This window comes from Roseateles oligotrophus, assembly GCF_014204525.1.
GTDB lineage: Bacteria > Pseudomonadota > Gammaproteobacteria > Burkholderiales > Burkholderiaceae_C > Paucibacter_A > Paucibacter_A oligotrophus_A.
Genome location: NZ_JACHLP010000005.1, coordinates 120,601 through 146,329, shown reverse-complemented (window position 1 = coordinate 146,329; position 25,729 = coordinate 120,601). Strand labels below are relative to the sequence as shown.

At 64.2% G+C, this 25,729-nt stretch carries 23 protein-coding genes and 6 tRNA genes; 11 read left to right on the top strand and 18 right to left on the bottom strand.

Going from position 1 to position 25,729, the window contains the following annotated elements; genetic code table 11:
• Positions 1-11 precede the first annotated feature (11 nt).
• The 10 genes from queF to HNP55_RS13145 all read left to right on the top strand — a co-directional run bounded on the left by queF (position 12) and on the right by HNP55_RS13145 (position 10,788).
• A complete protein-coding gene (gene queF, locus HNP55_RS13190) occupies positions 12-443 on the top strand; it encodes a preQ(1) synthase (protein WP_184300699.1) in 432 nt (143 codons plus the stop codon).
• 65 nt (positions 444-508) lie between these two features.
• On the top strand, positions 509-1,720 hold the full coding sequence (dapC, locus tag HNP55_RS13185; protein ID WP_184300022.1) for a succinyldiaminopimelate transaminase: 1,212 nt from the start codon (positions 509-511) through the stop codon (positions 1,718-1,720).
• Positions 1,721-1,736: 16 nt separating this feature from the next.
• A complete protein-coding gene (gene dapD, locus HNP55_RS13180) occupies positions 1,737-2,558 on the top strand; it encodes a 2,3,4,5-tetrahydropyridine-2,6-dicarboxylate N-succinyltransferase (RefSeq protein WP_184300020.1) in 822 nt (273 codons plus the stop codon).
• A gap of 53 nt (positions 2,559-2,611) precedes the next feature.
• On the top strand, positions 2,612-3,778 hold the full coding sequence (locus HNP55_RS13175; protein WP_184300018.1) for a PilT/PilU family type 4a pilus ATPase: 1,167 nt from the start codon (positions 2,612-2,614) through the stop codon (positions 3,776-3,778).
• 7 nt (positions 3,779-3,785) lie between these two features.
• The gene (gene dapE, locus HNP55_RS13170) at positions 3,786-4,937 is read left to right on the top strand and encodes a succinyl-diaminopimelate desuccinylase (RefSeq protein ID WP_184300016.1); all 1,152 of its coding nucleotides are present in this window, start codon (positions 3,786-3,788) and stop codon (positions 4,935-4,937) included.
• Positions 4,938-5,129: 192 nt separating this feature from the next.
• The gene (prmB, locus tag HNP55_RS13165) at positions 5,130-6,032 is read left to right on the top strand and encodes a 50S ribosomal protein L3 N(5)-glutamine methyltransferase (protein ID WP_184300014.1); all 903 of its coding nucleotides are present in this window, start codon (positions 5,130-5,132) and stop codon (positions 6,030-6,032) included.
• Positions 6,029-8,029 (top strand): ABC-F family ATP-binding cassette domain-containing protein, encoded by a 2,001-nt coding sequence (locus tag HNP55_RS13160; protein ID WP_184300012.1) that lies wholly within the window; start codon positions 6,029-6,031, stop codon positions 8,027-8,029. The genes prmB and HNP55_RS13160 overlap by 4 nt, the downstream gene beginning before the upstream one ends.
• Positions 8,030-8,185: 156 nt before the next feature.
• Entirely contained in the window at positions 8,186-8,677 is a 492-nt protein-coding gene (locus HNP55_RS13155) for a MarR family winged helix-turn-helix transcriptional regulator (protein WP_184300010.1), read from the top strand.
• A 61-nt stretch (positions 8,678-8,738) separates the two neighbouring features.
• Positions 8,739-9,164, top strand: coding sequence for an organic hydroperoxide resistance protein (locus tag HNP55_RS13150; protein WP_184300008.1), 426 nt, complete (start codon positions 8,739-8,741; stop codon positions 9,162-9,164).
• 133 nt (positions 9,165-9,297) lie between these two features.
• Positions 9,298-10,788 (top strand): esterase-like activity of phytase family protein, encoded by a 1,491-nt coding sequence (locus tag HNP55_RS13145; protein ID WP_184300006.1) that lies wholly within the window; start codon positions 9,298-9,300, stop codon positions 10,786-10,788.
• Positions 10,789-10,806: 18 nt separating this feature from the next.
• Here the strand turns inward: HNP55_RS13145 and HNP55_RS13140 are convergent, their stop codons facing one another.
• The gene (locus tag HNP55_RS13140) at positions 10,807-11,775 is read right to left on the bottom strand and encodes an asparaginase (RefSeq protein WP_348648700.1); all 969 of its coding nucleotides are present in this window, start codon (positions 11,773-11,775) and stop codon (positions 10,807-10,809) included.
• A 101-nt stretch (positions 11,776-11,876) separates the two neighbouring features.
• Here HNP55_RS13140 and lexA point away from each other — a divergent pair, with 101 nt between their 5' ends.
• Positions 11,877-12,614 carry a transcriptional repressor LexA gene (gene lexA / locus HNP55_RS13135; RefSeq protein ID WP_184300002.1) on the top strand — a complete coding sequence of 246 codons (738 nt, stop codon included), beginning with the start codon at positions 11,877-11,879 and terminating at the stop codon, positions 12,612-12,614.
• A 391-nt stretch (positions 12,615-13,005) separates the two neighbouring features.
• Here the strand turns inward: lexA and HNP55_RS13130 are convergent.
• From HNP55_RS13130 to truA, 17 genes are all read right to left on the bottom strand, one after another.
• A tRNA-Asp gene (locus HNP55_RS13130) sits at positions 13,006-13,082 on the bottom strand.
• A 75-nt stretch (positions 13,083-13,157) separates the two neighbouring features.
• Positions 13,158-13,233: transfer RNA gene (locus HNP55_RS13125), tRNA-Glu, on the bottom strand.
• Positions 13,234-13,299: 66 nt separating this feature from the next.
• Positions 13,300-13,375: transfer RNA gene (locus HNP55_RS13120), tRNA-Ala, on the bottom strand.
• 128 nt (positions 13,376-13,503) lie between these two features.
• Positions 13,504-13,580 (bottom strand) — tRNA-Asp (locus HNP55_RS13115).
• A gap of 81 nt (positions 13,581-13,661) precedes the next feature.
• Positions 13,662-13,737, bottom strand: a tRNA-Glu gene (locus tag HNP55_RS13110).
• A gap of 102 nt (positions 13,738-13,839) precedes the next feature.
• Positions 13,840-13,915 (bottom strand) — tRNA-Ala (locus HNP55_RS13105).
• 127 nt (positions 13,916-14,042) lie between these two features.
• Positions 14,043-15,440 carry a glutamate--tRNA ligase gene (gene gltX / locus HNP55_RS13100; RefSeq protein WP_184300000.1) on the bottom strand — a complete coding sequence of 466 codons (1,398 nt, stop codon included), beginning with the start codon at positions 15,438-15,440 and terminating at the stop codon, positions 14,043-14,045.
• Positions 15,437-16,678 (bottom strand): O-succinylhomoserine sulfhydrylase, encoded by a 1,242-nt coding sequence (locus HNP55_RS13095; RefSeq protein WP_184300696.1) that lies wholly within the window; start codon positions 16,676-16,678, stop codon positions 15,437-15,439. The genes gltX and HNP55_RS13095 overlap by 4 nt, the downstream gene beginning before the upstream one ends.
• Before the next feature lie 11 nt (positions 16,679-16,689).
• The gene (purF, locus tag HNP55_RS13090; RefSeq protein WP_184299997.1) at positions 16,690-18,201 is read right to left on the bottom strand and encodes an amidophosphoribosyltransferase; all 1,512 of its coding nucleotides are present in this window, start codon (positions 18,199-18,201) and stop codon (positions 16,690-16,692) included.
• A 144-nt stretch (positions 18,202-18,345) separates the two neighbouring features.
• On the bottom strand, positions 18,346-18,834 hold the full coding sequence (locus tag HNP55_RS13085) for a CvpA family protein (protein ID WP_184299995.1): 489 nt from the start codon (positions 18,832-18,834) through the stop codon (positions 18,346-18,348).
• 51 nt (positions 18,835-18,885) lie between these two features.
• Complete coding sequence (locus HNP55_RS13080; RefSeq protein WP_184299993.1) at positions 18,886-19,812, bottom strand: SPOR domain-containing protein; 927 nt, start codon at positions 19,810-19,812, stop codon at positions 18,886-18,888.
• A gap of 151 nt (positions 19,813-19,963) precedes the next feature.
• Positions 19,964-21,262, bottom strand: a complete 1,299-nt coding sequence (folC, locus tag HNP55_RS13075) for a bifunctional tetrahydrofolate synthase/dihydrofolate synthase (protein WP_184299991.1) — start codon at positions 21,260-21,262, stop codon at positions 19,964-19,966.
• A gap of 78 nt (positions 21,263-21,340) precedes the next feature.
• Entirely contained in the window at positions 21,341-22,213 is an 873-nt protein-coding gene (gene accD, locus HNP55_RS13070) for an acetyl-CoA carboxylase, carboxyltransferase subunit beta (RefSeq protein ID WP_184299989.1), read from the bottom strand.
• A 48-nt stretch (positions 22,214-22,261) separates the two neighbouring features.
• Positions 22,262-23,059: a tryptophan synthase subunit alpha gene (gene trpA / locus HNP55_RS13065; RefSeq protein ID WP_184299986.1), complete on the bottom strand. Its 798-nt coding sequence runs from the start codon at positions 23,057-23,059 to the stop codon at positions 22,262-22,264.
• Positions 23,056-24,276: a tryptophan synthase subunit beta gene (trpB, locus tag HNP55_RS13060; protein WP_184299984.1), complete on the bottom strand. Its 1,221-nt coding sequence runs from the start codon at positions 24,274-24,276 to the stop codon at positions 23,056-23,058. Before trpB ends, trpA begins: the two co-directional genes overlap by 4 nt.
• Before the next feature lie 18 nt (positions 24,277-24,294).
• A complete protein-coding gene (locus HNP55_RS13055) occupies positions 24,295-24,936 on the bottom strand; it encodes a phosphoribosylanthranilate isomerase (RefSeq protein WP_184299982.1) in 642 nt (213 codons plus the stop codon).
• A gap of 4 nt (positions 24,937-24,940) precedes the next feature.
• Entirely contained in the window at positions 24,941-25,723 is a 783-nt protein-coding gene (gene truA, locus HNP55_RS13050) for a tRNA pseudouridine(38-40) synthase TruA (protein ID WP_184299980.1), read from the bottom strand.
• Between the last annotated feature and the right edge of the window lie 6 nt (positions 25,724-25,729).

Sequence of the window (25,729 nt, the reverse complement as noted above, 5' to 3'; positions counted from 1 at the left end):
AGATGCGCGAGATGCCGCCCAACCCGCCCTCGCGCCCCAGCAAGGAGCTGCACGTCTTCCCTAACCCCGCACCCGAGCGCGACTACGTGATCCAGTTCCAGGTGCCCGAGTTCACCTGCCACTGCCCGCTGACCGGCCAGCCCGACTTCGCCCACTTCACCATCGACATGATTGCCGACAAGCATTGCGTCGAGCTGAAGAGCCTGAAGATGTATTTCTGGAGCTACCGCGACGAAGGCGCCTTCCACGAGAAGGTCACCAACACGATTCTGGAGGACATCGTCAAGGTCACCCAACCACGCTTCATCCGCATCACTGCCAAGTGGTATGTGCGCGGCGGCATCTACACCAATGTGGTGGTCGAGCACCAGAAAAAGGGCTGGAAGCCGGCGCCCCGCGTGGACCTGCCCAGCCACAGCTTCGAGTCTGGCCTGCTGCGCTGATTTGATTCGACCTCGCCCCTGCGGCCCCTGAATCGGGGCCGCTTGTTCCTATCCCAGCTCCATCCATGACCACGGTGTCCACCCCCAGCAACCCCCTGCTTGCCCGGCTCCAGCCCTACCCTTTTGAGCGCCTGCGCGCACTCAACAAAGGCATCGTGCCCAATCCGGCCTTGCGCCCCATCAGCCTGGGGATAGGCGAGCCCAAGCATCCGGCGCCGAAGTTGATCGAAGACGCGCTGCTGGCCAATTTGCGCGGCCTGTCGGCCTACCCGGCCACCGCCGGTGAGCCCGCGCTGCGCGAAGCCATCTGCGCCTGGATTGCCCGCCGCTACGGCTTGCAACTGGACGCCGCCACCCAGGTGCTGCCGGTCAATGGCTCGCGCGAGGCCTTGTTTGCCCTGGCGCAGACGCTGATCGACCCGACGCGGCCGGGTGCCACCGTGGTCTGCCCCAATCCCTTCTACCAAATCTACGAAGGTGCGGCCCTGCTGGCCGGCGCCGAGACGGCTTTTGCCAATAGCGATCCGGCCCGCAACTTTGCGGCCGACTGGTCGCAGATAGCCGCCGCCACCTGGGCCCGCACCCAGTTGCTCTACGTCTGCTCGCCCGGCAATCCCACCGGCGCGGTGATGCCGCTGGAGGAATGGCAAACCTTGTTCGCGCTGAGCGACAAATACGGCTTTGTGATCGCCTCGGACGAGTGCTATTCGGAAATCTATTTCCGCGAGCAGGCACCGCTGGGCGGGCTGGAGGCCGCCGCGCGCCTGGGCCGCAGCGACTTCCGCAATCTGATCGCCTTCACCAGCCTGTCCAAGCGCAGCAATGTGCCGGGCCTGCGCTCGGGCTTTGTGGCCGGCGATGCGGCCATCCTGAAGAACTTCCTGCTCTATCGCACCTACCACGGCAGCGCCATGAACCCGATGGTGCAGGCGGCCAGCATCGCGGCCTGGAACGACGAGGCCCATGTGATCGCCAACCGCGAGCAGTACCGCACCAAGTTTGCCCAGGTCACGCCACTGCTGAGCCCGCACTTGGGCCTGGCCCTGCCGGACGCCGGCTTCTACCTCTGGGCCGCCGTGCCCGGAGGCGAGGACATCGCCTTCGCCCAGGGCCTGCTGGCTCAATACAATGTCGCCGTCCTGCCCGGTAGCCTGCTGGCGCGCGAGGCCCATGGAGTCAACCCGGGCGCCGGCCGCATCCGCCTGGCCCTGGTGGCCGAAACGGCCGAATGCCTGGAGGCGGCCGAACGCATCGCCGCCTACACCCAATCCCTCTGACCCTGAATCCCACACCATGACCCAACAACTGCAATCCATCATCGACCTGGCTTGGGAGAACCGCGCCGCCATCAACGCCGGCAATTCGCCCGAAGTGCGCGAGGCCGTGGAGCATGTGATCAATGAGCTGGACGCCGGCCGCCTGCGCGTCGCCGAGCGCCAGGCCGTGGGCCAGTGGACCGTGCACCAGTGGGTCAAGAAGGCCGTGCTGCTGTCCTTCCGCCTGAATGACAACAAGCTGATGGGCGAAGGCGATCTGAGCTTCTTCGACAAGGTGCCGACCAAGTACGGCAACTTGAGCGAAGAGGCCATCCGCGCCATGGGCGTGCGCGTGGTGCCGCCGGCCGTGGCGCGCCGCGGCAGCTTCCAGGCCAAGAACGTGATCCTGATGCCCTCCTACGTGAACATCGGCGCCTATGTGGACGAAGGCGCGATGGTGGACACCTGGGCCACCGTCGGCTCCTGCGCCCAGATCGGCAAGAACGTGCACCTGAGCGGCGGCGTCGGCATTGGCGGCGTGCTGGAGCCGCTGCAGGCCAACCCCACCATCATCGAGGACAACTGCTTCATCGGCGCCCGCTCTGAGGTGGTGGAGGGCGTGATCGTGGAGGAGAACTCGGTCATCTCCATGGGCGTCTACATCGGCCAGAGCACCAAGATCTACGACCGCGCCACCGGCGAGGTGACGTATGGCCGCATCCCCTCGGGCTCGGTGGTGGTGAGCGGCAATCTGCCCAGCGCCGACGGCAAGTACAGCCTGTACTGCGCGGTCATCGTCAAGCGCGTGGACGCACAAACCCGCGCCAAGACCAGCATCAACGAGCTGCTGCGCGCCTGAGGCGGTTTTCAGCGGCAGCGGCGGGCAAATAAAAATATGCGCGAGGAGCAAGCATGAGCGGAAACATGGAGCGCATCCTGCGCCTGATGGCGGACAAGGGCGCGTCCGACGTTTATCTGTCGGCCAATATGCCGGTGCTGATCCGCCTGAACGGGCAGATCGTGCAGCTGTCCGACCAGCTCTTGCAGCCCTCGCAACCTCGTCAGTTGATTGCCGAGGTGTTGTCCGCCGAGCATATGGCCGAGCTGGAACAGACCGGCGAACTGAATATGGCCGTGTCCATCAGCAAGGTGGGCAGCTTCCGGCTCTCGGGCTTTCGCCAGCGCGGCACGATTGCCGGCGTGTTCCGCCACATCCCGCATGTGATCCCCTCGCTGGAGCAGCTCAATCTGCCGCCGGTGCTGGGCCGGCTGGTGAAGGAAAAGCGCGGCCTGGTCCTGATGGTGGGCGCCACCGGCACCGGCAAGAGCACTACTCTGGCCGCCATGCTGGAGGAGCGCAATCTGAATATGGCGGGCCATATCCTGACCATCGAAGACCCGCTGGAATACCTGTTCTCCAACAAGCGCTCGGTGGTCAACCAACGCGAGGTCGGGCGCGACACCGCCTCGCTGCAGGTGGCGCTGAAGAACGCGCTGCGTCAGTCGCCCGACTGCATCCTGATCGGCGAGATCCGCGACCGCGAAACCATGACGGCGGCGATTTCCTACGCGCTGTCCGGCCATCTGGTGCTAGCCACCTTGCATGGCAATAACAGTTATCACGCGCTGAACCGCATCCTGTCCTTCTACACGCCGGAGTCCCGCCCGGCGCTGCTGAACGACCTGGCCGCCGGGCTCAAGTCCATCGTCTCGCAACGCCTGGTCAAGGCGACGGCGGGCGGCCGCATCCCGGTGATCGAGATCCTGCTCAACACCAAGCTGATTGCCGAGTTCATCGAGCAAGGCGATTTCGCCTCGGTCAAGGAGGCGATGGAGAAGTCCATCGCCGAAGGCTCGCAGACCTATGAAGAACATTTCGCCCGCCTGATCAAGGACGGCACCATCACCCGCGAAGAAGGCCTGGCCTTCGCCGATTCGCCCACCAATCTCCTGTGGCGCTTGCAGAACGACGGCCCCGCCCAAGGCCGCAGCGGCGCCAGCCCAAGCAGCAAGAAAGAAGAAGCGGCCAGCGACGAGGCCAGCTTCACCGAGATCACGCTGGACGTGCGCCACGACTGAGCGAGCCATGAGCCAAACCCTTGCCCTGCTGGAAGCGCTGATCGCGCGCCCCTCCGTCACCCCGCTGGACGCCGGCTGCCAGGCCCTGATCGGCGAGCGCCTGGCCGCCCTCGGCTTTGAGCTGCGCGCCATGGACAGCGGCCCCGACTCTTTTCGGGTGCAGAACCTCTGGGCCATCAAGCCCGGCAGCCTGGGCACCGACAGCCCCGTGTTGCTGTTCGCCGGCCACACCGATGTGGTGCCGCCCGGCCGCCTGGACGCCTGGACCTCCGACCCCTTTGTGCCCAGCTACCGCGAGGGCCGCATCTACGGCCGCGGTGCCGCCGATATGAAGGGTTCGCTGGCCGCCATGGTGGTGGCGGTGGAGGAGTTTGTGCAGGCCCACCCGGACCATGCCGGCAGCATCGCCTTCCTGCTGACCAGCGACGAGGAAGGCCCCTCGGTCGACGGCAGCAAGGTCTGCTGCGAGATCCTCAAGGCCGAGGGCCAGCGCCTGGACTTCTGCATCGTCGGCGAGCCCACCTCGGTGGAGAAGGTCGGCGATATGGTCAAGAACGGCCGCCGTGGCACGCTCAGCGGCAAGCTGCGCGTCAAGGGCGTGCAAGGCCATGTGGCCTACCCGCAGCTGGCCCGCAACCCGGTGCACCAGGCGGCCGCCGCCATCGCCGAGTTGGTGGCCACGCACTGGGACGATGGCAACGCCTATTTCCCGGCCACCACCTTCCAGATCTCCAATATCAACGCCGGCACCGGCGCCACCAACGTCATCCCCGGCGAGATGCTGCTGGACTTCAATTTCCGCTTCTGCACCGAGTCCACGCCCGAGGGCCTGAAGGCCAAGGTACAGGCCTTGCTGGCCCGCCATGGCCTGGAATACGCGCTGGACTGGACCCTGGGCGGCGAGCCCTTTCTGACCCCGATCGGCAGCTTGAGCGAGGCGGTTGGCGCCGCCATCCTGGCCGAGACCGGCCTGCAGACCCAGCTCTCGACCACGGGCGGTACCTCGGACGGCCGCTTCATCGCCAAGATCTGCCCCCAGGTCGTGGAGCTGGGCCCCATCAATGCCAGCATCCACAAGATCGACGAGTACCTGCCCGTGGACAGCCTCGAACCCCTGAAGAATATCTACCGACGCACGCTGGAGAACCTGCTGAAGTGAAACTGCCCCTCGCCCAATCTCGCCCCGCTGAACGCAGGCGAGCCTGGTCGGTCCCCCGTGGGGACGAGGCCACATGCGGCATTGAGCCGCAAGCGGCCTCCGACGGGCCGGCTTGGGAACGGCCCGGCGCTCGGCCCGAACACTGCCGTTTCATGCCTCGTGAGTGACGAGTTAGCACCATGGACATTTGATATGAAACTGATCTCCTGCATCGAGATGCACGCCGCCCGCCTGACCGAGGCGGGCGTTTCTTTTGGGCATGGCACGACCAATGCCTTCGACGAAGCCGCCTGGCTGGTGTTGTGGCGCTGTGAGCTGCCGCTGGACAGCCTGGACGAGAACGCCGAGGAGGAGCTGGACGCCGAGACCCTGGCCGACGTCGCCGCCCTGATCGAAGAGCGCATCGCCACCCGCAAGCCCGCCGCCTATCTGACCCAGGAGGCCTGGCTGCAAGGCGTGCCCTTCTACGTGGACGAGCGCGTCATCGTGCCGCGCAGCTTCATCGCCGAGCTGATCGCCGATGCCAGCATCGACGCCTGGCTCAGCGACGAGACGCAAGACGTGCTGGACCTGTGCACCGGCAACGGCAGCCTGGCCGTGCTGGCCGCCCTGGCCTGGCCCGAGGTGACGGTGGACGCCATCGACCTCAGCGCCGACGCCCTGGCCGTCGCCCGCATCAATGTGGACACCCATGGCCTGCCCGACCGCATCACCCTGCTGCAGGGTGACGGCCTGGCGCCCGCCGTGGGCCGGGTCTACGACCTGATTCTGTGCAACCCGCCTTACGTCAACAGCCAGTCCATGGCCGCCCTGCCGGCCGAGTACCGGGCCGAGCCCGCGCTGGCCCTGGCCGGTGGCCACGACGGCATGGACTTCGTCCGCCATCTGCTCGAACAAGCGCCCGAGCACCTGACGGAGCATGGCGTGCTGGTGCTGGAAATCGGCAACGAACGCGAATTTTTTGAAGCGGCATTCCCGCAGCTGGAAGTGGCCTGGATGGAGACCTCGGCCGGCGAGGATGTCGTATTGCTTGTCACCCGTGAAGCCTTGTTGAAAGACGCTTTGAAGAACACCACGAAGGCGCAGGATCAATGATCACGCTGCGCAATATCACGCTGCGCCGCGGCGCCAAGATCGTTCTGGACGATGCCTCCGTCACCCTGCAGCCGGGCGAGAAAATCGGCCTGGTGGGACGCAACGGCGCCGGCAAGTCCAGCCTCTTCGCCCTGCTGACCGACAGGCTGCAGAGCGATAAGGGCGAGGTCGACATCCCGCGCCAATGGGCGGTGGGCGAGGTCGCGCAGAACATGCCCGAGACTGCAGAATCCGCCACCGACTTCGTGCTGGCGGGCGATGTGCGCCTGATGGCCGCGCGCAAGGCCTTGGAAGACGCCGAGGTCCTTGAGGACGGCCACGCCATGGCCGATGCCCACGCGCTGCTGATGGACGCCGGCGCCTTCGACGCCAAGCCGCGCGCCCAAGCCCTGCTGATGGGCCTGGGCTTCAAGGGCGAGCAGGTCGAGGCGCCGGTCAACAGCTTCTCCGGCGGCTGGCGCATGCGCTTGCAACTGGCCCGCGCGCTGATGTGCCCGGCCGAGCTGATGCTGCTGGACGAGCCCACCAACCACCTGGACCTGGACGCCCTGGTCTGGCTGGAGGCCTGGCTGCAGCGCTACGACGGCACGCTGATCATCATCAGCCACGACCGCGAATTCCTCGACGCCATCACCAAGGTAACGCTACACCTGGACGAAGCCAAGCTGCATCGCTACGGCGGCAACTACACGGCGTTTGAAGCCATGCGCGCCGAGCGCATGGAGCAGCAGCAGGCGGCCTTTGGCAAGCAGCAGGAACGCATCGCCCATCTGCAGAAATTCATCGACCGCTTCAAGGCCAAGGCCAGCAAGGCCAAGCAGGCACAAAGCCGGGTCAAGGCGCTGGAGCGCATGGAAAAGCTGGCGCCCGTGCTGGCCAGCGCGGATTTCAATTTCGAGTTCCGCGAGCCGCTCAATCTGCCCAACCCCATGCTGATGTTCGACGAGGTGGCCTGCGGCTACGAAGTCGATGGGGTGGAGAACATCATCGTGCGCGGCATCAACCGCTCGGTGCTGGCGGGCCAGCGCATCGGCATCCTGGGCGCCAACGGCCAGGGCAAGTCCACCGTGGTCAAGACGGTGGCACGCATGCACCGCGCCCTGGGCGGCAAGATCACCGAGGGCAAGGGCCTGACCATCGGCTATTTCGCCCAGCAGGAAATGGATGTCTTGCGGCCCGACGAAGGCCCGCTCTCGCATATGGTGCGCCTGGCCAAGGAATGCAGCCCGAATGCGCGCGAGCAGGAGTTGCGCGACTTCCTGGGCCAGTTCCGCTTTGTCGGCGATATGGTCAACCAGCAGGTCGGCAGTCTCTCGGGCGGAGAAAAGGCTCGCCTGGTGCTGGCCATGCTGGTCTGGCAGCGCCCCAACCTCTTGCTGCTGGACGAACCCACCAACCACCTGGACCTGAACACCCGCGAGGCGCTGTCGATGGCGCTGAACGAGTTTGAAGGCACGGTGATGCTGGTCAGCCATGACCGGGCGTTATTGCGCGAGGTCTGCGACGAGTTCTGGCTGGTCAGCAAGGGTGAGGTCGCACCCTTCGACGGCGACCTGGACGACTACCAGCGCTGGTTGCTGGATCAGTCCAAAGAGGCGGCCAAGGCGGCCAAAGACGCCGCCAAGCAAGCGGCCAAGAATGGCGGCAAGGCCGGCGCGGCCATGGCCAGCACAACGCCAGCCCCTGTTGCCGCCGCGGCCCCGGCCGCCAAGCCCGCCGTGCGCGAGGACCGCAAGCTCAGCGGCCAGGCACGCCAGAAGCTGGCGGAGCAGACCAAGCCGCTGCGCCGCGAGATGGAGGGCATTGACGCCAAGCTGAACAAGCTGGCCGATGAGCGCAGCAACATCGAGGCCGAGCTGGCTTCGGGCAAGGCCTCGCCGACCCAGATCGCCGATCTGGGCAAGCGCCTGAAAGGCATTCACGATGAGCTGGAGGCCGCCGAACTGCGCTGGCTGGAACTGAGCGCCGAGGTGGACGCGATCTACGCGGCCGGCTGAACCGAACCCGCAAGGGGCCGCCACTCGGCCGCCAAGACGAAAAAGAGGCCTGCTCCATGCAGGCCTCTTTTTCTTTGCCGGCAGGTGGCGCCAGCGCGTATCGAGCAATACCCATTTAAATTGTGCGCAATTGAATTGCGATCTATATTTATGTCCATGCCAAGCCGCCAAACCAGATCGAAAGACCAAGCCCGGCCCAGCCCTGAGCAGGACTGGCTTCTGCTGGACCAGCAGCTGTGTTTTGCACTCTACGCCAGCTCACTGGCCATGACCAAGCGCTACAAACCGCTGCTGGCGCCCCTGGGCCTGACCTATCCCCAGTATCTGGTGATGCTGGCGCTGTGGGAGTGCGATGGCGCCAGCGTCTCGACCCTGGGCCAGCGCTTGCAACTGGACTCCGGCACCTTGACGCCCTTGCTCAAACGGCTGGAGAGCAACGGCCTGATCCAGCGCCGCCGCTCCAGCGAAGACGAGCGCCGCGTCGAAATTTTTCTACAGCCCGAGGGCCGCAGCCTGAAACGCCGCGCCAAACCCATTCCCGCTCAGCTGGCCTGTGCCAGCGCCTGCTCGCTGCAGGAATTGAGCGAGCTGACCCAGCGCCTGCACCGTCTGCGGAGCGAGTTGCAGGCCAGCGATACCGGCCGCTGATTTCCCTTCCCTCCCCCGCAATCCCAGATTGCATACACGCCAGCCGAAAGGACGATCCACCATGGCACTCGACAAAGTTCTCTACACCGCCACCGCAACCGCCACCGGCGGCCGCCAAGGCACGGCCTCATCCAGCGACGGCGCCCTCAAGATCGAGCTGAGCACCCCGCGCGAGCTGGGCGGCGCGGGCGGCCCCGGCACCAACCCGGAACAGCTGTTCGCGGCCGGCTACTCCGCCTGTTTCATTGGCGCCATGAAGGCCGTGGCCGCCGGCCAGAAGCTGAGCCTGCCGGCCGATGTATCCATCAGCTCGGACGTGGGCATTGGCCCCATCACCGGCGGCTTCGGCATCCAGGTGGCCATGCGCATCAGCCTGCCCGGCATGGAGCGCGCCGCCGCCGAGGCCTTGATCGCCGCAGCCCATCAGGTCTGCCCCTACTCGAATGCCACGCGCGGCAATATCGATGTCAGCCTGACGCTGGTCTGATCGAAGAGAACGCTCACCCCTTGAATATGGGGGAGGCCGCGCCATGTCACGGCGCGGTCATGCGGAAAAAGGAAGCTCCGGTTTTTGCCCTGCCTTCATCCCGAAGCATGGCCGAACCTGGAGCTTTTTTCCCATGCTGCGTCCCCGTCTCCTGCCGACTCTGATCGCCACCGTTTTCGCTTCCGCAATGCCCCAGGCTTTTGCGGCCGTGGAGTTGATTGCCATGGGTTCGCTGTCCGGCGCTGCCACCGATAAATCCGGCCTCGGCTATCAGCTTGAAAACGGCACGGCCGCCAATCTGCTGGGCGGCATGGGTTCGGGCCTGGCCTGGGCCGGCGGCAACACCTTTCTGGCCTTGCCCGACCGCGGCCCCAATGCCCTCGCCTTCAATCCCCTGGTCGACGACACCAGCTCCTATATTCCCCGCTTTCACACGGTGACGATGGAGCTGAAGGCCAATAGCGCCGGCGCCGGCCTGCCCTTTGTGCTGACGCCCACCTTGCAGTCCAGCACCCTGCTCTACAACAGCACGGCGCTGAACTACGGCAGCGGCGCCCTGGGCACCGGCACCGTGGCCGGCAAGAGCTACAGCCTGGGCAATGGCGCACCCATCGTCAACACCGCGGACAAGTTCTACTTCAGCGGCCGTTCGGACAACTTTGCACCGGGCAGCTCCAGCAACGCACTCAACGCACGCCTGGACCCGGAGGCCATCCGCGTCTCCAACGACGGCAAAAGCGTCTTCATCAGCGATGAATACGGCCCCTACATCTATCAATTCGACCGCGCCAGCGGCCAGCGTACAAGGGTATTCGAGCTGCCCGCCAGCTTCGCCATCAATCATCTGAGCGCACAAGGCACCGTTGAAATTGCCAGTAATGCAGGCAGCGGCCGCATCACCAACAAGGGCATGGAAGGCCTGGCCATCACGCCCGACGGCAAGACCCTGGTCGGCTTTATGCAAAGCCCCCTGGCCCAGGACGGCGGCGACGGCGGCCGCTACAACCGCATCGTCAAGATCGATATCGCCAGCGGCGCCACCAGCCAGTACGCCTACGACAACCAGATCGGCGGCAAGAACTTCAATAGCAGCGAAATCCTCGCCCTGAACGAGCACCAGTTCCTGGTTCTGGAACGTGATGGCAAGGGCTTGGGTGCCGACAACAGCGCCGCCACCAAGCAGCTGCGCCTGGTCGACCTGAACGGCGCCACCGAGGTGTCGGGCATTGCCGATCTGCGCAAGCAAAGCGGCGTGGCGCTGAAGACCACGCAGTTTCTGGACATCCGCGCCATGCTCAATGCGGCCGGAATCAGCGATGCCAACATCCCCGCCAAGCTCGAAGGCATCGCTTTCGGCGCCGATGTGATGGTGAACGGCGTGCTCAAGCACACCTTGTACCTGGCCAATGACAACGACTTCCTGGGCGCCATTACGCCCGCCGGTGGCGGCACCGCCAGCCAGTACAACAACCAGTTCTACGTCTTCAGCTACGAGGGCAGCGATTTTGTGCCGCAAGCCATCGCCGCCAGCGTGCCGGAACCCAGCAGCCATGCCCTGATGCTGGCCGGTCTCGCCCTATTGATCGGCCTGGGCGCACACGGCCGCCAACAGCCAGGCCGCTGATCGGAACAAGCCCGGGCCTCAGGCCCTGGCCTCGCTCAAGAGCTGCAAGATCAGTTCAACGCGCGCCTTCACTGGGCTCAGCGCGCCGGCGCTGGGCAAGGCCTCGCCCGAAGCCGTGACCGGGCCGGCATCGCAGCGGGTGCTGCGCAAGACGCGCACCCCCTGAGCCTGCGCCTCCCGCAAGGCCGCTTCCAGCTTCTGCGAGAGGCTGCCATTGCCGGTGCCCGCCACGACCAAGCCGGCCGGCCTATCGCCGCCCGCCTGGGCCAGCAGGGCCCGCACCAGGCGGCCATCAGCGGCCACATGGTTGAACAAAATCTCGACGCGCGGCCAATCCTCCACCGCCTGCGCCAGAATCTCCAAACCCAGGCCGGGCCGAGCCGGACCCAAGCCCGCCACCCAGCGCAGCAAGCCCTCCTCGACCAGACCCAATCGAGCGCCGTCGCTGGAGACAAAAGCATCCACCCGGTAGCTATGCGCCTTGCGTACCTGCTCGGCCGCATGAATCACGCCGGCAAACACCAGCAAGACACCCGTGGCCTGGGCGTCTTGCGCGACCGCCACCGCGTCCAGCAAATTCTGCGGTCCATCGGTCTGCAAGGCGGTTGCCGGGCGCATCGCGGCGGTCAAGACCACGGGCTTTTTGGGCGCGAGCACACGCTGCAAAAAATAGGCCGTCTCTTCCAAAGTATCCGTGCCATGCGTGATCACGAGGCCGGCCACGTCCTCACGCGCCAACTGAGCCGCCACACGCTGCGCCAACAGCTTCCAGGTGGCGAAATCCATGTCCTTGCTGTCCAACTGGGCGACCTGCTCGCACTCGAGGGCAACGGCCGCCAATGCCGGCACCGCAGCCACCAGCTGCGCCACCCCAAGCTGGGCGGCTTGGTAGCCGACGTTATCGCCCGGGTCGGCCGCGGTGCCTGCAATCGTGCCACCCGTGCCCAAAATCACCACCCGCTTGGCTTTCGCATCATGTATGTCCACAGAACTTCTTTCTAATTTCATAAGAGTTTTGCAATTTTTGTTCAGCTGGATGAAAATACAGCTACTGGATATATATTCAGGCAACCCTGCAGAGGAAGCCCGTGGACGACAGCCCCAAACTCACCCCCCGCCAGCAACAGATTCTCGATCTGGTGCGCAAGGCCATCGAGCGCACCGGCGCTCCACCCACCCGGGCAGAAATCGCCGCCGAACTTGGTTTCCGCTCCGCCAATGCCGCCGAGGAACATCTTCAGGCCCTGGCCCGCAAGGGCGCCATCGAATTGGTGGGAGGCACTTCGCGCGGCATCCGCCTGAAGTCTGGCACATTGCGTGCGCTCCACGAAGCGCGCGAGGCCCGTGATGCGCAAGAGATGCAAAATTCAGCCCGCGGACGCAAGACGCAAAGCAGCGCCGAGCAATTTTCCCTGCCCCTGGCCAGTTTGGCGCAGCTAAGCCTGCCCCTGGTGGGACGTGTAGCCGCGGGCCACCCGATTCTGGCTCAAGAGCATATCGAGCAAAGTTATACGGTGGACCCCAGCTTTTTTGCTCGCAAGCCCGACTTCCTTTTGAAAGTCAGCGGCATGAGCATGAAAGATGTGGGCATCATGGACGGCGACCTTTTGGCCGTGCAAAAAACCACCGAGGCCAAGAACGGGCAGATCGTGGTGGCCCGCCTGGGCGATGAAGTGACGGTCAAGCGCTTTAAACGAGGGCGACTGGGCATCGAACTGATCCCGGAAAACTCGGATTTCGAGGTCATTCAGGTCCGCAATGGCGACGAGAGCTTTGCGATTGAAGGTCTGGCGGTCGGCTTGATCCGCAAACAAATGTTCAGCTGAGCCTGGAAAAATTGAAAAAGCCCCCGTACCAGCAATGGCCGGGGGCTTTCTTTCGGCTCAAGCCGGTCAATGCCGAGGCACGGTAGCGGGCGCAATCCGAACACAGGCCAATACCCATAAATATTGTTCGGGATCGCAGGCTAAACAACTCCGAGATACTCGCCGAAACCGATGGCGCGCGGCGCATTCACTTGCAACCCGAGAATCCAGCTGGTGCGATAACCAGGTATCGGAGCGCCCCAGTCAATGCTGAATTGAGTATGCCCAAGACAAAGAGCTCGCGCCAGAATGGGTTAATTCAAGCAGCAGACTCCAGAATAGATTCTGAACATAGATTCAAACAAGCAAAGAAAAAGCCTCGACAACTTTCGCTATCGAGGCTTTCAAATGCTGGCGGAGTGGACGGGACTCGAACCCGCGACCCCCGGCGTGACAGGCCGGTATTCTAACCAACTGAACTACCACTCCAGATGCGCAAGCCTAAGCTCACAACATCGATAAGTTATTGCAGCTACTCGCGCAGCTGCCAAGCCTTATCAAACTTGGCGTCCCCTAGGGGATTCGAACCCCTGTAGTCACCGTGAAAGGGTGGTGTCCTAGGCCTCTAGACGAAGGGGACTAAACCTTCTTATTCCCTGAACCGCGCGCCACACTCAATTTCAACCAGCCCGGCCGGCTGAAATCTTGGTGGAGGTAAGCGGGATCGAACCGCTGACCTCTTGCATGCCATGCAAGCGCTCTCCCAGCTGAGCTATACCCCCGAATCATTGCTGACCGCGGAACCGCGCCGTTCAAGTCAAATTTCATTAATTCAAACCGAAGTTATTAAGCTTCAATTTAAACTATCTTTGTATTATACAGCATTTTATTGCTGCACAAAACTATTTGTTGGCGGAGTGGACGGGACTCGAACCCGCGACCCCCGGCGTGACAGGCCGGTATTCTAACCAACTGAACTACCACTCCAGATAACAAGATGTCATTATAACATCAAATTATCGATAAGTTTGCAATTATCTTTAGATAATTACCAAGCCTTATCAAACTTGGCGTCCCCTAGGGGATTCGAACCCCTGTAGTCACCGTGAAAGGGTGGTGTCCTAGGCCTCTAGACGAAGGGGACTAAACCTTCTTTTCTTATTCTACAGCAATTATACACAAGTATTTTCGCTATATCCTGAACAGTGCGCCATTCAGAGTTTTAATTATATACCACTAAAACTCTTGGTGGAGGTAAGCGGGATCGAACCGCTGACCTCTTGCATGCCATGCAAGCGCTCTCCCAGCTGAGCTATACCCCCGAACCTTGTGCACCAGCTTTGCCTTGGTATCCGGGCCCTGCATTGCTGCCTGGCCTTTCTACCTCGCTTTGCTGCTGCGATTCAAACGTCGCGCTGTTCAAGCAAGACATAGAGTGTACAACGTTTTTTAGATACTGCGCAAGCGTTTGATGACAATTTCTTTATCAAACAGTTCCAGCACCGCATCCACGCTGGGCGTTTGTACCCGGCCACACACCAAAGCGCGCACGGGCATGGCCAGCTGAGGCATCTTCAGGCCATGCGCAGCGATGGTTTCCTTGATGGCGGCGGAGATGGCGGCCTTGTTCCATTCGATCGCGCTCAGCTTGTCGGCCAGGGTCGCCAGAGCCGGCTTGACGCTGTCCGTGACATGGGCAGCCAGATCGTCGGCGCTGGGCTGCACCTCCGCAAAATACATCAGCAGCCAATCGGCCAGGGCCTGGGTGGTCGAGCAACGGTCCTTGAACAAGGCGGCCATGGGCTTGAGCCGGGCGCTATCCGCTTGAATATCGCGCTTGGCCAGCTGCACCTTGACCAGTTCGGCCAGGCGGCCGTCGTCGGCCAGCTTCATATAGTGGCTATTGACCCACTCCAGCTTGGCGGGATCCCACTGGGCCGGGCTCTTATTGCAATGCGTGCCGTCGAACCAGGCAATCAGTTGCTCGCGCGAGTAAAGCTCCTCGTCCCCATGGCTCCAGCCCAGACGGGAGAGGTAGTTCAGCATGGCCTCGGGCAGATAGCCCTTGTCTTCATAATTGGTCACGCTGACGGCACCGCGGCGCTTGGACAGCTTCAGGCCATCGTCGCCCAGGATGACGGGGAAGTGGCCGAACTGCGGCAGGGGCGCGCCCAGGGCATTGAAGATATTGATCTGCCAGGGCGTGTTGTTGACATGCTCGTCGCCGCGGAAGACGTGGCTGATCTTCATATCCCAGTCGTCCACCACCACGCAGAAGTTGTAGGTAGGCACGCCATCGGGGCGGACGATGATGAGGTCATCGATCTCACGGTTATTGATGGTGATGGGGCCCTTGACCAGATCGTTCCAGGTGACATCGCCCTCGGGCGGGTTCTTGAAGCGAATCACCGGGTTCACACCGGCAGGCACGGGCGGCAAGACCTTGCCCGGCTCGGGGCGCCAACGACCGTCGTAACCGGTCTTCTCACCACGGGCACGTTGGCCCTCGCGCATGGCGTCCAGCTCCTCGGGCGAGCAGTAGCAACGGTAGGCCGTGCCTTCGGCCAGCATCTGATCGACCACCTGCTGATAGCGATCCAGGCGCTGCATCTGGTAGATCGGGCCCTCGTCATAGTCCAGGCCCAGCCACTTCATCGAGGCGATGATCTGGTCCACCGAGTCCTGGGTGGAGCGGGCCACATCGGTGTCCTCGATGCGCAGTACGAACTGGCCGCCGTAGTGGCGGGCATAGGCCCAGGAGAACAGCGCCGTGCGCGCCGTACCCAGATGCAAAAAGCCGGTGGGCGAAGGTGCGATGCGTGTGCGAATAGGGTTAGTCTGGCTCATTTCGAATGCTTCAAGGTAGAGAGGCCGCGCAGCAGGTCATCGCTGATGTCGTCCACATGTTCCAGGCCCACGGCCAGGCGGATCAGGCCCTGGCCGATGCCGGCGGCCTGGCGCTGGGCTTCGCTCAGGCGGCCATGCGAGGTGGTGGCAGGATGGGTGATGATGGACTTGGTGTCGCCCAGATTGGTGGCCACGCTCAGGACACGGGTGCTGTCGATCAGATGGAAGGCGGCGGCACGCGCCGCTTCGGGCGTGTCGCCGCGCAGCTCAAAGGCCACCACGGCACCGCCCTGCCCGCCTTGCTGGCGCATCGCCAATTCATGCTGGGGGTGGGAGGCCAGCGCGGGGTAGAAAACTCGCGCCACCGCCGGCTGGCGCTCCAGCCACTGCGCCACCGCTAAGGCGTTCTCGCTATGGGCTTTCATGCGCAGGGCGAGTGTCTCCAGGCCTTTCAACACCACCCAGGCGTTGAAGGGTGCCAAGGTCATGCCAGCCGTCCGTATCACCGGGCCGAACACGTCCTTGATCAGGCGCTCGGGCCCGCACAGCGCGCCGGCCATCACGCGGCCCTGGCCGTCCAGGTACTTGGTGCCGGAATGCATCACCAGATCGGCGCCCAGCTCGGCCGGCCGCTGCAGGGCGGGCGAGCAAAAGCTGTTGTCCACCACCAGCAGGGCACCGGCGCCATGGGCCAAGTCGGCCAGGGCGCGGATGTCGCAGATCTCGGTCAGCGGATTGGTCGGCGTCTCGGCGAAGAAGAGCCGGGTGTTGGGCTTGATGGCGGCGCGCCACTCGGCCAGATCGGTCTGCGAGACAAAGCTGGTCTCGACGCCAAACTTGCCGAACTCCTTGGCGAACAGATTGAGGGTGGAGCCAAACACCGAGCGCGAGCAGACCACATGGTCGCCCGCCTTCAGCAAGCCCATGATCAGCAGCAGGATGGCGCTCATGCCGGTGGCCGTGGCAACGGCCGCCTCCGTGCCCTCCATGGCCGCCAGCCGCGCCTCGAAGCTGCGCACCGTGGGGTTGCTGGTGCGGGCGTAGGTGAAGTCTTCCGAGCTGGCGAAGCGCTCGGCCGAGGTCTGCGCATCGGGCTGCACAAAGCCGCTGGTCAGGAACAAGGCCTCGGAATTCTCGCCATGCTGGCTGGGTGCCAGGGCCGTGCGCACGGCCAGGGTCTCGGGGCGCAGGCCGGCGGGCAACTGGGCGCGCGCGAGGCGGCGCTGCTCATCCGTCATCTCGCTCATGCTCAGGGCTCCTGGCGGCTTTGCAAGGCCAGGCGGCTGCGTGCCGGGCCATCTTCCTCGTCGCCCTGGCTCAGGCGCTGAGCCTCCATCTTGGCAAAGTCCTCGGCCGTCACATCGCCGGTGATGTAGTCGCCGTCGAAGCAGGAGGCCTCAAAGCCTTTCAGCGCCGGCTGCAGGGCGGCGACCACGCGCTTCATCGCATCCACATCCTGGTAGATCAAGGCGTCGGCGCCGATGAACTGGCGAATTTCTTCAATGCTGCGGTTATGCGCCACCAGCTCCTCGCTGGTCGGCATGTCGATGCCGTAGACATTGCGGAAGCGCACCGGCGGCGCGGCCGAGGCCAGATAGACCTTGCGGGCGCCGGCCTCACGCGCCATCTGCACGATCTCCTTGGAGGTGGTGCCGCGCACGATGGAGTCGTCCACCAGCAGCACATTGCGGCCCTTGAATTCCAGGCCGATGGCATTGAGCTTCTGGCGTACCGACTTCTTGCGCGCGCCCTGGCCCGGCATGATGAAGGTGCGGCCGACGTAGCGGTTCTTCACAAAGCCCTCGCGATAGGGCTTGCCGATGCGGTGCGCCAGCTGCATGGCCGAGGGGCGGCTGGATTCGGGGATGGGGATGACCACATCGATATCGCTGGGCGGCATGGTGGAGACCAGGCGCTGGGCCAGGGTCTCGCCCATATTCAGGCGCGCCTGGTAGACCGAGATGCCGTCCATCACCGAGTCCGGCCGGGCTAGGTAGACGAACTCGAACATGCAGGGGTTGAGCGTCGGGTTCTCGGCGCATTGCTGGCTGTGCATCTGGCCGTTCATATCGATGAACAAGGCCTCGCCGGGCGCCACATCGCGAATCAGCTGATGGCCCGTGCCCTCCAGGGCCACGCTCTCGCTGGCCACCATGATCTCGCCATCGGCCGCCTGGCCAAAGCACAAGGGGCGGATGCCATAGGGGTCGCGGAAGGCCAGCAGACCATGGCCGGCGATCAGGCAGATCACGGCATACGAGCCCTTGATGCGCTTGTGCACGGCGCGCACGGCCTTGAACACCTCGTCCGGCGTCAGGGGCAGATCGCGCGCGGCCAGCTCCAGCTCATGAGCCAGCACATTGAGCAGCACTTCCGAATCGCTCTCGGTATTGATGTGGCGGCGGTCGACGTTGAACAGCTCGCTCTTCAGGCCCTGGGCATTGGTCAGATTGCCGTTGTGCACCAGCACCATGCCGAAGGGGGCGTTGACGTAGAAGGGCTGGGCCTCTTCCTCGTTATAGGCATTGCCGGCCGTCGGGTAGCGCACCTGGCCCAGGCCTATGCTGCCCGGCAGCGCGCGCATATTGCGGGTGCGGAACACGTCCCGCACCATGCCGCGCGCCTTGTGCATAAAGCACTTATTGCCTTGCATGGTGACGATGCCGGCCGCGTCCTGGCCGCGATGTTGCAAGAGCAGGAGCGCGTCATAGATCAGCTGATTGACGGGGGAGCGGGAGATCACGCCGACGATGCCACACATGGCTATTCCTTCATTTCAACAGACACCCCAAGCTGCCAGGCAGCCGCCCTTGTGGGGCGCAGACACGCGATGCCGGGGACGTCCGGCACCACGCCTGTGAGGTTAAAAAAACACAGAAGACACGAGAAGGGCTTGAGCCTGGGCTCAAGCCGGAATCAGTTTCATGACCGGCTCCGGCAAAGCCGGGCGCAGCCATTGCAAAACCGTCTGGCCATGCGGGACCAGCTGCGACTGACGCCAGGCAGGTGACTGCACAAAAGGCGTCATGCCCAGCACGGTCACCACCGCCACGCAAATCAGCAAGCCGCGCAAAAGCCCAAAGCCCGCACCGCCCAGACGATCGACAAAACTCAGCGGCGTGGCATGAATCAGTGCGCGCAGCAGCTTGGCACTCAATCCCCACACCAGCAAAACCAGCAAGAAGGCCAGACCCAGGCTCAGCATATGAGCCAGGCTCTCGCCCAAACGTTCCAACGGCAGCCAAGGCTGAATCAGCGGCGCCACATAAGGCATGGCGAAATAAGCCACCAGCCAGCCCAGCACCGACAAGACCTCAAACACCAGGCCGCGCCACAAGCCGACCAGCACCGACAAGGCCAGCACGCCCAGCATGACCAGATCCAGCCAAACCATCTCAGACCCCCGCCCTCTGGCGCCGCGGGCCGCGCGTCCGGTTTGCAAAAATCACAGCGTCAGCACCGCCGTCGACAAACCCGTGGCCCGCACCTTGGCGGCCGCCTTGTCGGCCTCCTCGCGGCTGGCGAAGGGGCCGACGCGGACGCGGATACGCGGGCCGCCCGCTGTATTGACTTCCTGGGTATAGGTTTTGAGGCCCAATTTTTCCACCTTGAGGCGAGCCTCGTGAGCGGCCTTGCTGTCGGCATAGGCGCCCACCTGCAAGATCACCCGGCCGCCTGCCGCCGGCTCGGCCGGCTTGGCCGCGGCCTTGCCTTCCAGCAAGGCCTGCACACGGGCAGCCTCTTGGGCATGGGCCTTGGCGGCAGCGGCTTTTTCGGCGGCCTTTTCTGCCGCCCTCTCGGCCGACTTGTCCGCAGGCTTCTCGACATGCTTCTCGGCCACCTTTTCCACCGTCTTCTCGGCGGGCTTGGCCTGGGGCTTGTCGGCCGGTTTCTCGACCGCCTTTTCGACGGCTTTCTCGACAATTCTTTCAGCCGGCTTTTCGCTGGGCTTGGGCGTCAAGGCCTGGGCGGCGGCAAGCGCCGTGGTGGCCGCCGCGGCGGCGACCACGCTGCTTGAACCGCTGGCCACTCTCGCAGCTGCCTCGGCCACGATGGGCTCGGACGCAGGCTCGTTCACCACCGCCGTGGGCGCCGGGAAGCTGAGCTGCCCTGAAACGGGGGCACGCAAGGCCGGGCTACCCTCTTTATTGGGAATCGCGATGGGCAGATCGATGGGGATGGGACGAGGCTGGGTCTCAAACACCAGCGGGAAGCCGATCACGCCCAGGCCCACCAGCACGGCCGCACCGATCAAGCGGCGGCGGGCCCGCACGCGCAGCTGCTGCACCGCATCGGCCGAGTCCGCAACCGGCTTGGCGGCGGGTGCCGCGGAGCGCTGGGACAGGCGTTTGAAAAATGACAGCAAACCCATGGCAGTTGTTAGGCGTGATCGCCGCGTTGTTCGGCCTCGTCAGCCGGGTAGAAAGCAGGCCAGCTCCGGCCCGCTGTTCGCTCAAAAAACAAAGCCAGGCCGGGGCGGGAAAAGGTCTTGCGATTGATGCTTTCGGGCCCTGCTCGGGAACTCAATGCGCCTGCAAACGGGGCACACCGTTCTTGAGCACTCCACCCACGGTGAAGAAGGATCCGAAGACCAGAATTCTATCAGCGGGGTCTGCCGCGGCCGCCGCTGCGGCCAGGGCCGCCTGCGGGTCCGCGTGGGTCTGCAGGAGCAAAGGCGCGGGCGTCTTCAACTGGCCCTGCTCACGCAGCGATTCAAACTGCTGACGCAAAGCCTCGGCGGACGCGGCACGCGGGATGGGCAGATCGCAGAAATGCCAGGCATCGACCAAGGGCGCCATGCGCTGGAAGATGGCGGCCAGGTCCTTGTCGGCCATGGCGCCGAACACCACATGGGTGCGCGGGAAGAAACCCATCTGGTCCAGATTCTGCGCCAGCGCGGCCACCGCATGCGGGTTGTGCGCCACATCCAGCACCAGGGCCGGCTGGCCCGCCAGCACCTGGAAGCGACCCGGCAACTCCACCAGGGCCAGGCCGCTGCGTACGGCCTGGGCGCTGATGGGCAGGCGCTCGTACAAGGCCTCGAACACGGCCAGCACACCGGCCGCATTGAGCAACTGGTTCACGCCGCGCAGGGCCGGATAGGCCAGGCCGCTGAAACGCTTGCTGCGACCCGTCCACTGCCATTGCTGGCGATCGCCGCTGTAGCTGAAATCGCGACCCAGCTGGCGCAGATCGGCGCCCAACTCGGCCGCACGCGCGGCCAGGCTGTCCGGCGGCACGGGGTCGCTGACGACCACGGTCCGCCCTGCCCGCATGATGCCGGCCTTTTCACGCCCCACGGACTCGCGGTCCGGGCCCAGATACTCGGTGTGATCAAGATCGATGCTGGTGATGACGGCGCAGTCCGCATCGATAGCGTTGACCGCATCCAGGCGGCCGCCCAGGCCCACTTCGAGGATCACCAGATCCAGCGGCTCGGCCGCCAGACGCAGCATGATGGCCAGGGTGGTGAACTCGAAATAAGACAGGGTCAGCTCGCCGCGCGCAGCCTCGACGGCCTCGAAGAAAGGCAGCAGGGATTCGGCCGCCACCGGCGCGCCGCCAACCCGGCAGCGCTCCTGGAAATGCACCAGATGCGGCTTGATATAAAGCCCGACCCGGTAGCCGGCCTGCAGAGCGATGGACTCCAGCATGGCGCAGGTCGAGCCCTTGCCATTGGTGCCCGCCACCATCACCACCGGCGTCTCGAACTTCAGACCCAGACGGTCGCGCAGTTCAACAACCCGGGCCAAGGTCATGTCTATGGTCTTGGGGTGCAGGCGCTCGCAGTGGGCAAGCCAATCATCAAGTGTGCGCGACATGGGTCAAAAAGTTGTGCAGAAACAAGGACGGCCAGACCTTGTGGGCCTGGCCGTGGGACTGATAAGTTAGCAGCGGACTCAGGCCACCGCGTCCGAGCTTTGGCGCTGCAGCATGGCCAGTTGGCGGGCGATGGTCTCGCGCAGTTGGCGGCGATCCACAATCATGTCGACGGCGCCCTTCTCCATCAGGAACTCGGCGCGCTGGAAGCCGGCGGGCAGCTTCTCACGCACGGTGTTCTCGATCACGCGCGGGCCGGCAAAGCCGATCAAGGCCTTGGGCTCGGCAATCACCACATCGCCAACAAAGGCAAAGCTGGCCGACACGCCACCCATGGTGGGGTCGGTCAGCACGCTGATATAAGGCAGTTTGGCCTTGGCCAGGCGGGTCAGGGCCGCATTGGTCTTGGCCATCTGCATCAGGCTCAGCAAGCCCTCCTGCATGCGGGCGCCGCCGGTGGCGGTGAAGCAGATGAAGGGCGTCTTCTGCTCGATGGCGGTTTCCACGCCGCGCACAAAACGCTCACCCACGACGGAGCCCATGGAGCCGCCCATAAAGCTGAACTCGAAGCAGGCCGCCACCACGGGCACGGTCATCACCGCGCCGCCGAAGACCACCAGGGCATCGGTCTCGCCGGTGTGCTCCAGGGCTTCCTTCAGACGGTCGGGGTACTTCTTGCTGTCCTTGAACTTCAAGGCGTCCACCGGCAAGACTTCCTGGCCGATCTCGTAGCGGCCTTCGCCGTCCAGGAAGGCGTTCAGGCGCTCGCGCGCACCGATGCGGTGGTGGTGGCTGCACTTGGGGCAGACATTGACGTTCTGCTCCAGATCGGTCTTGTAAAGAACGGTCTCGCAAGACGGGCATTTGATCCACAAACCCTCGGGCACCATGCGGCGCTCGTTGGGATCGGTTTGCTGCATCTTGGGCGGCAGTAGTTTTTCAAGCCAACTCACAAGCAGACTCCTCTCAATATGTCTCTGACTGAATGCTCACACGGAGGCTCAGGCATCCAGCGCGGCACGAATCTCACGGATGAATTGCGCAGCCGTGTTGGCGACATTATCGCGCGGCTGGGTCTCCAGCAGCTCAACAAGACGTGAACCGATCACCACGGCGTCCGAATGGTCGGCCACGGCGCGTGCGGTGGCCGCGTCGCGGATGCCAAAGCCCACACCCACCGGCACGGCAACATGGCGGCGGATGCGCGGAATCATCTCGGCCACGGCCGCGGTATTCAAATGCCCGGCCCCGGTCACACCCTTGAGCGAGACGTAGTAGACATAGCCGCGCGCCACCTTGCCGACCCGCGCCATGCGCTCATCGGTCGACGTAGGGGCCAGCAGGAAGATCGGATCCATGTCCTGGGCATGCAGCAGGCCGGCGAAGGCCTCACATTCCTCGGGCGGGTAGTCCACCACCAGCACACCGTCCACACCGGCGGCCTTGGCATCGGCGACAAAACGGGCCTGGCCGTAACGCTCGATCGGATTGGCATAACCCATCAAGACCACGGGCGTGGTGTTGTCGCTGTCACGGAAGCGCCGCACATCGGCCAAGACCTGGCGCATGCCGATGCCGGCCTTGAGGGCACGCTCGGCGGCGCGCTGTATCACCGGGCCGTCGGCCATGGGGTCGGAGAAAGGCACGCCCAACTCGATCACATCGGCGCCGGCCCGGGCCATGGCCAGCATCAGCTCGACCGTGACATCGGGATAGGGATCGCCGGTGTGGACGAAGGGGATCAAGGCCTTGCGGCCTTGGGCGGCCAGGCGTTCAAACGTGGCTTGGATGCGGCTCATGCTGCGGCTCCCGGAATGGCCAGGTCGGCAACCGTGCCGATGTCTTTGTCCCCTCGCCCCGAGAGATTGACCAGCAGATGCTGATCGGGTCGCAGCGTAGGCGCCAGCTTGATCGCATAGGCCAGGGCATGGCTGGATTCCAGGGCGGGAATGATGCCCTCGGTGCGGCACAGGCGGTGGAAGGCGCTCAAGGCCTCGTCGTCCGTCACCGACACATACTCGGCCCGGCCGCTGTCCTTCAGATAGGCATGCTCGGGGCCGACGCCGGGGTAGTCCAGGCCGGCGGAGATGGAATGGGTCTCGATGATCTGACCGTTTTCGTCCTGCAGCAGATAGGTGCGGTTGCCGTGCAAAACACCGGGGCTGCCCTGGGTCAGGGTGGCGGAATGCTTGTCGGTGTCCAGGCCCAGGCCAGCCGCCTCCACGCCGATCAGGCGCACATCGGCATGGTCGATATAGGGGTAGAAGATGCCGATGGCATTGCTGCCGCCGCCCACGCAGGCGATCACGGCATCGGGCTGGCGGCCCGTCATCTCGGGCATCTGCAGCAGGCATTCATCGCCGATGACGCGCTGGAAGTCGCGCACCATCATCGGGTAGGGATGCGGGCCGGCCACGGTGCCGATGATGTAAAAGGTGGATTCCACATGCGTCACCCAGTCGCGCATGGCTTCGTTGAGCGCATCCTTCAAGGTCTTGGAGCCCGACTCCACCGGCACCACGCGGGCGCCCAGCAGATTCATGCGATAGACATTGGGCGCCTGGCGCTTGACGTCCTCGCTGCCCATATAGACCACGCACTCCATGCCGTAGCGGGCGCAGATGGTGGCCGTGGCCACGCCATGCTGGCCGGCGCCGGTCTCGGCAATCACCCGCTTCTTGCCCATGCGCTTGGCCAGCAAGGCCTGACCAATGGTGTTGTTGACCTTGTGGGCGCCGGTGTGATTCAGGTCCTCGCGCTTCAAGAAGATTTGCGCACCGCCCAGCTCGCGGCTCAGGCGGTCGGCGTGGTAGATGGGGCTGGGGCGGCCGACGAAATGGGCCAGTTCTTTTTTGTATTCGGCGATGAAGTCCGGGTCCTGGCTGTAGTGGGCATAAGCCTCTTTGAGCTCGTCCAAGGCGTGGACCAGGGTCTCCGCGACAAAGCTGCCGCCATAGGTCTGGCCCTTGATGGGGCCGAAATGCCCGCGGGCATCGGGTTGATCGTAGCGATTCATGGGATCTCTTCTTTCTCTTCAGGCTGGCAGTTCTGGCTGGGCATCGGCTTGGCGCACGGCCGCACAGAACTGGCGAATCAGAACGGCGCTCTTCAGGCCCTTGGCCTCTTCCACGCCGGAACTCACGTCAACGGCCGTCGGCCGTACCTGAAGAATCCCGGTCAGCACATTTCCGGCATGCAACCCACCAGACAAAACGACTGGAGAGGGCACGTTTTTTGGAATGAGTGACCAATCGAAGACCTTTCCGCCGCCACCATAACCCTCGACATGGGCGTCGAGCAGAATGGCTTGGGCACTTGAATACTGTGCGGCGAAGTTTAGCAAATCAAAACCCTCACCCATGCGAGCCGCACGCAGATAGGGCCGCCCTGCCCGCTCGCATTCGGCCGGCGTCTCGTCGCCATGGAATTGCAAAAGCATATTCGGCAGGGCCTGCAAGGCGGCGTCCAGTTCCGCCGCGCTGGCATTGACGAACAAACCCACCGGCGTGACGAAGGGCGGCAGCAAACGCGCCAACTCGGCGGCACGCGCCGGGCTTACGTAGCGCGGGCTCTTGGGGTAGAAGACAAAACCGATCGCGTCGGCGCCGGCCTGCACGGCGGCCAGCACATCGGCCTCGCGGGTCAGGCCACAAATCTTGATGCGGGTACGACTCATGGTTTCAGGGCAGCCAGTCCATGGCTGCGGTATGTTCGGGAATGGCGAACTTGGGCTCGTAATACGGGCCTTTGAAATAAAGCCCGTCCGCCGGGAAGGTGGGCGCGGCCTGGGCGCGATTGCGCGCGGCCAGCACCTCGGCCAGCCAATCCAGCGTTTGCGTGCCGTTGCCCACGGCGATCAGGCAGCCCATGATGTTGCGCACCATATGGTGCAGAAAAGCCGAGGCGTCAAAGTCGAAACGCCAGTAGGCGCCGCGGCGCGTGATCGCTATGGCACGCAAGGTCTTGATCGGCGATTTGGCCTGGCACTGGGCGGCCCGGAAGGCGCTGAAATCATGCTCGCCGATCAGCAGACTGGCGGCGGCCCGCATGGCCTCCAGGTCCAGGGGGCGGAACACCCAGCCCACGCCGCCGGCCTCGATGGCCGGGCGCACGACCGACTCCAGCACCAGAAAGGTGTAACGCCGCCCCTGAGCGGAAAAGCGGGCATGGAACTCATCGCCGGGAAAGGCGCACCACTGGATCGCCACATCGGGCGGCAGATAGCGATTGGTTCCGCGCACCCAGGAGGCGGCCTCGCGCTGGATCTCGGTATCGAAATGCACCACCTGGTTGAGCCCGTGCACGCCGGTGTCGGTGCGGCCGGCGCATACCGTGCGCAGCGGCTGGGCGGCGAACTGGCTCAGGGCCAGCTCCAGCACGTCCTGCACGGTCCGGCCATCCGTTTGGCTCTGCCAGCCGTGATAGCCCTGGCCGCGGTAGCTCACTCCCAGCGCGATGCGCATGCGCTG

Coding starts and splice junctions, on each gene's coding strand:
- HNP55_RS13150 (WP_184300008.1), top strand. CDS start 8,739: ATGGCACTCGACAAAGTTCTCTACACCGCCACCGCAACCGCCACCGGC.
- dapC (WP_184300022.1), top strand. CDS start 509: ATGACCACGGTGTCCACCCCCAGCAACCCCCTGCTTGCCCGGCTCCAG.
- HNP55_RS13145 (WP_184300006.1), top strand. CDS start 9,298: ATGCTGCGTCCCCGTCTCCTGCCGACTCTGATCGCCACCGTTTTCGCT.
- trpB (WP_184299984.1), bottom strand. CDS start 24,276: ATGAATCGCTACGATCAACCCGATGCCCGCGGGCATTTCGGCCCCATC.
- HNP55_RS13155 (WP_184300010.1), top strand. CDS start 8,186: ATGCCAAGCCGCCAAACCAGATCGAAAGACCAAGCCCGGCCCAGCCCT.
- gltX (WP_184300000.1), bottom strand. CDS start 15,440: ATGAGCCAGACTAACCCTATTCGCACACGCATCGCACCTTCGCCCACC.
- truA (WP_184299980.1), bottom strand. CDS start 25,723: ATGCGCATCGCGCTGGGAGTGAGCTACCGCGGCCAGGGCTATCACGGC.
- purF (WP_184299997.1), bottom strand. CDS start 18,201: ATGTGTGGCATCGTCGGCGTGATCTCCCGCTCCCCCGTCAATCAGCTG.
- HNP55_RS13080 (WP_184299993.1), bottom strand. CDS start 19,812: ATGGGTTTGCTGTCATTTTTCAAACGCCTGTCCCAGCGCTCCGCGGCA.
- folC (WP_184299991.1), bottom strand. CDS start 21,262: ATGTCGCGCACACTTGATGATTGGCTTGCCCACTGCGAGCGCCTGCAC.
- prmB (WP_184300014.1), top strand. CDS start 5,130: ATGAAACTGATCTCCTGCATCGAGATGCACGCCGCCCGCCTGACCGAG.
- HNP55_RS13085 (WP_184299995.1), bottom strand. CDS start 18,834: ATGGTTTGGCTGGATCTGGTCATGCTGGGCGTGCTGGCCTTGTCGGTG.
- HNP55_RS13175 (WP_184300018.1), top strand. CDS start 2,612: ATGAGCGGAAACATGGAGCGCATCCTGCGCCTGATGGCGGACAAGGGC.
- dapE (WP_184300016.1), top strand. CDS start 3,786: ATGAGCCAAACCCTTGCCCTGCTGGAAGCGCTGATCGCGCGCCCCTCC.
- HNP55_RS13055 (WP_184299982.1), bottom strand. CDS start 24,936: ATGAGTCGTACCCGCATCAAGATTTGTGGCCTGACCCGCGAGGCCGAT.
- HNP55_RS13160 (WP_184300012.1), top strand. CDS start 6,029: ATGATCACGCTGCGCAATATCACGCTGCGCCGCGGCGCCAAGATCGTT.
- queF (WP_184300699.1), top strand. CDS start 12: ATGCCGCCCAACCCGCCCTCGCGCCCCAGCAAGGAGCTGCACGTCTTC.
- dapD (WP_184300020.1), top strand. CDS start 1,737: ATGACCCAACAACTGCAATCCATCATCGACCTGGCTTGGGAGAACCGC.
- trpA (WP_184299986.1), bottom strand. CDS start 23,059: ATGAGCCGCATCCAAGCCACGTTTGAACGCCTGGCCGCCCAAGGCCGC.
- HNP55_RS13095 (WP_184300696.1), bottom strand. CDS start 16,678: ATGACGGATGAGCAGCGCCGCCTCGCGCGCGCCCAGTTGCCCGCCGGC.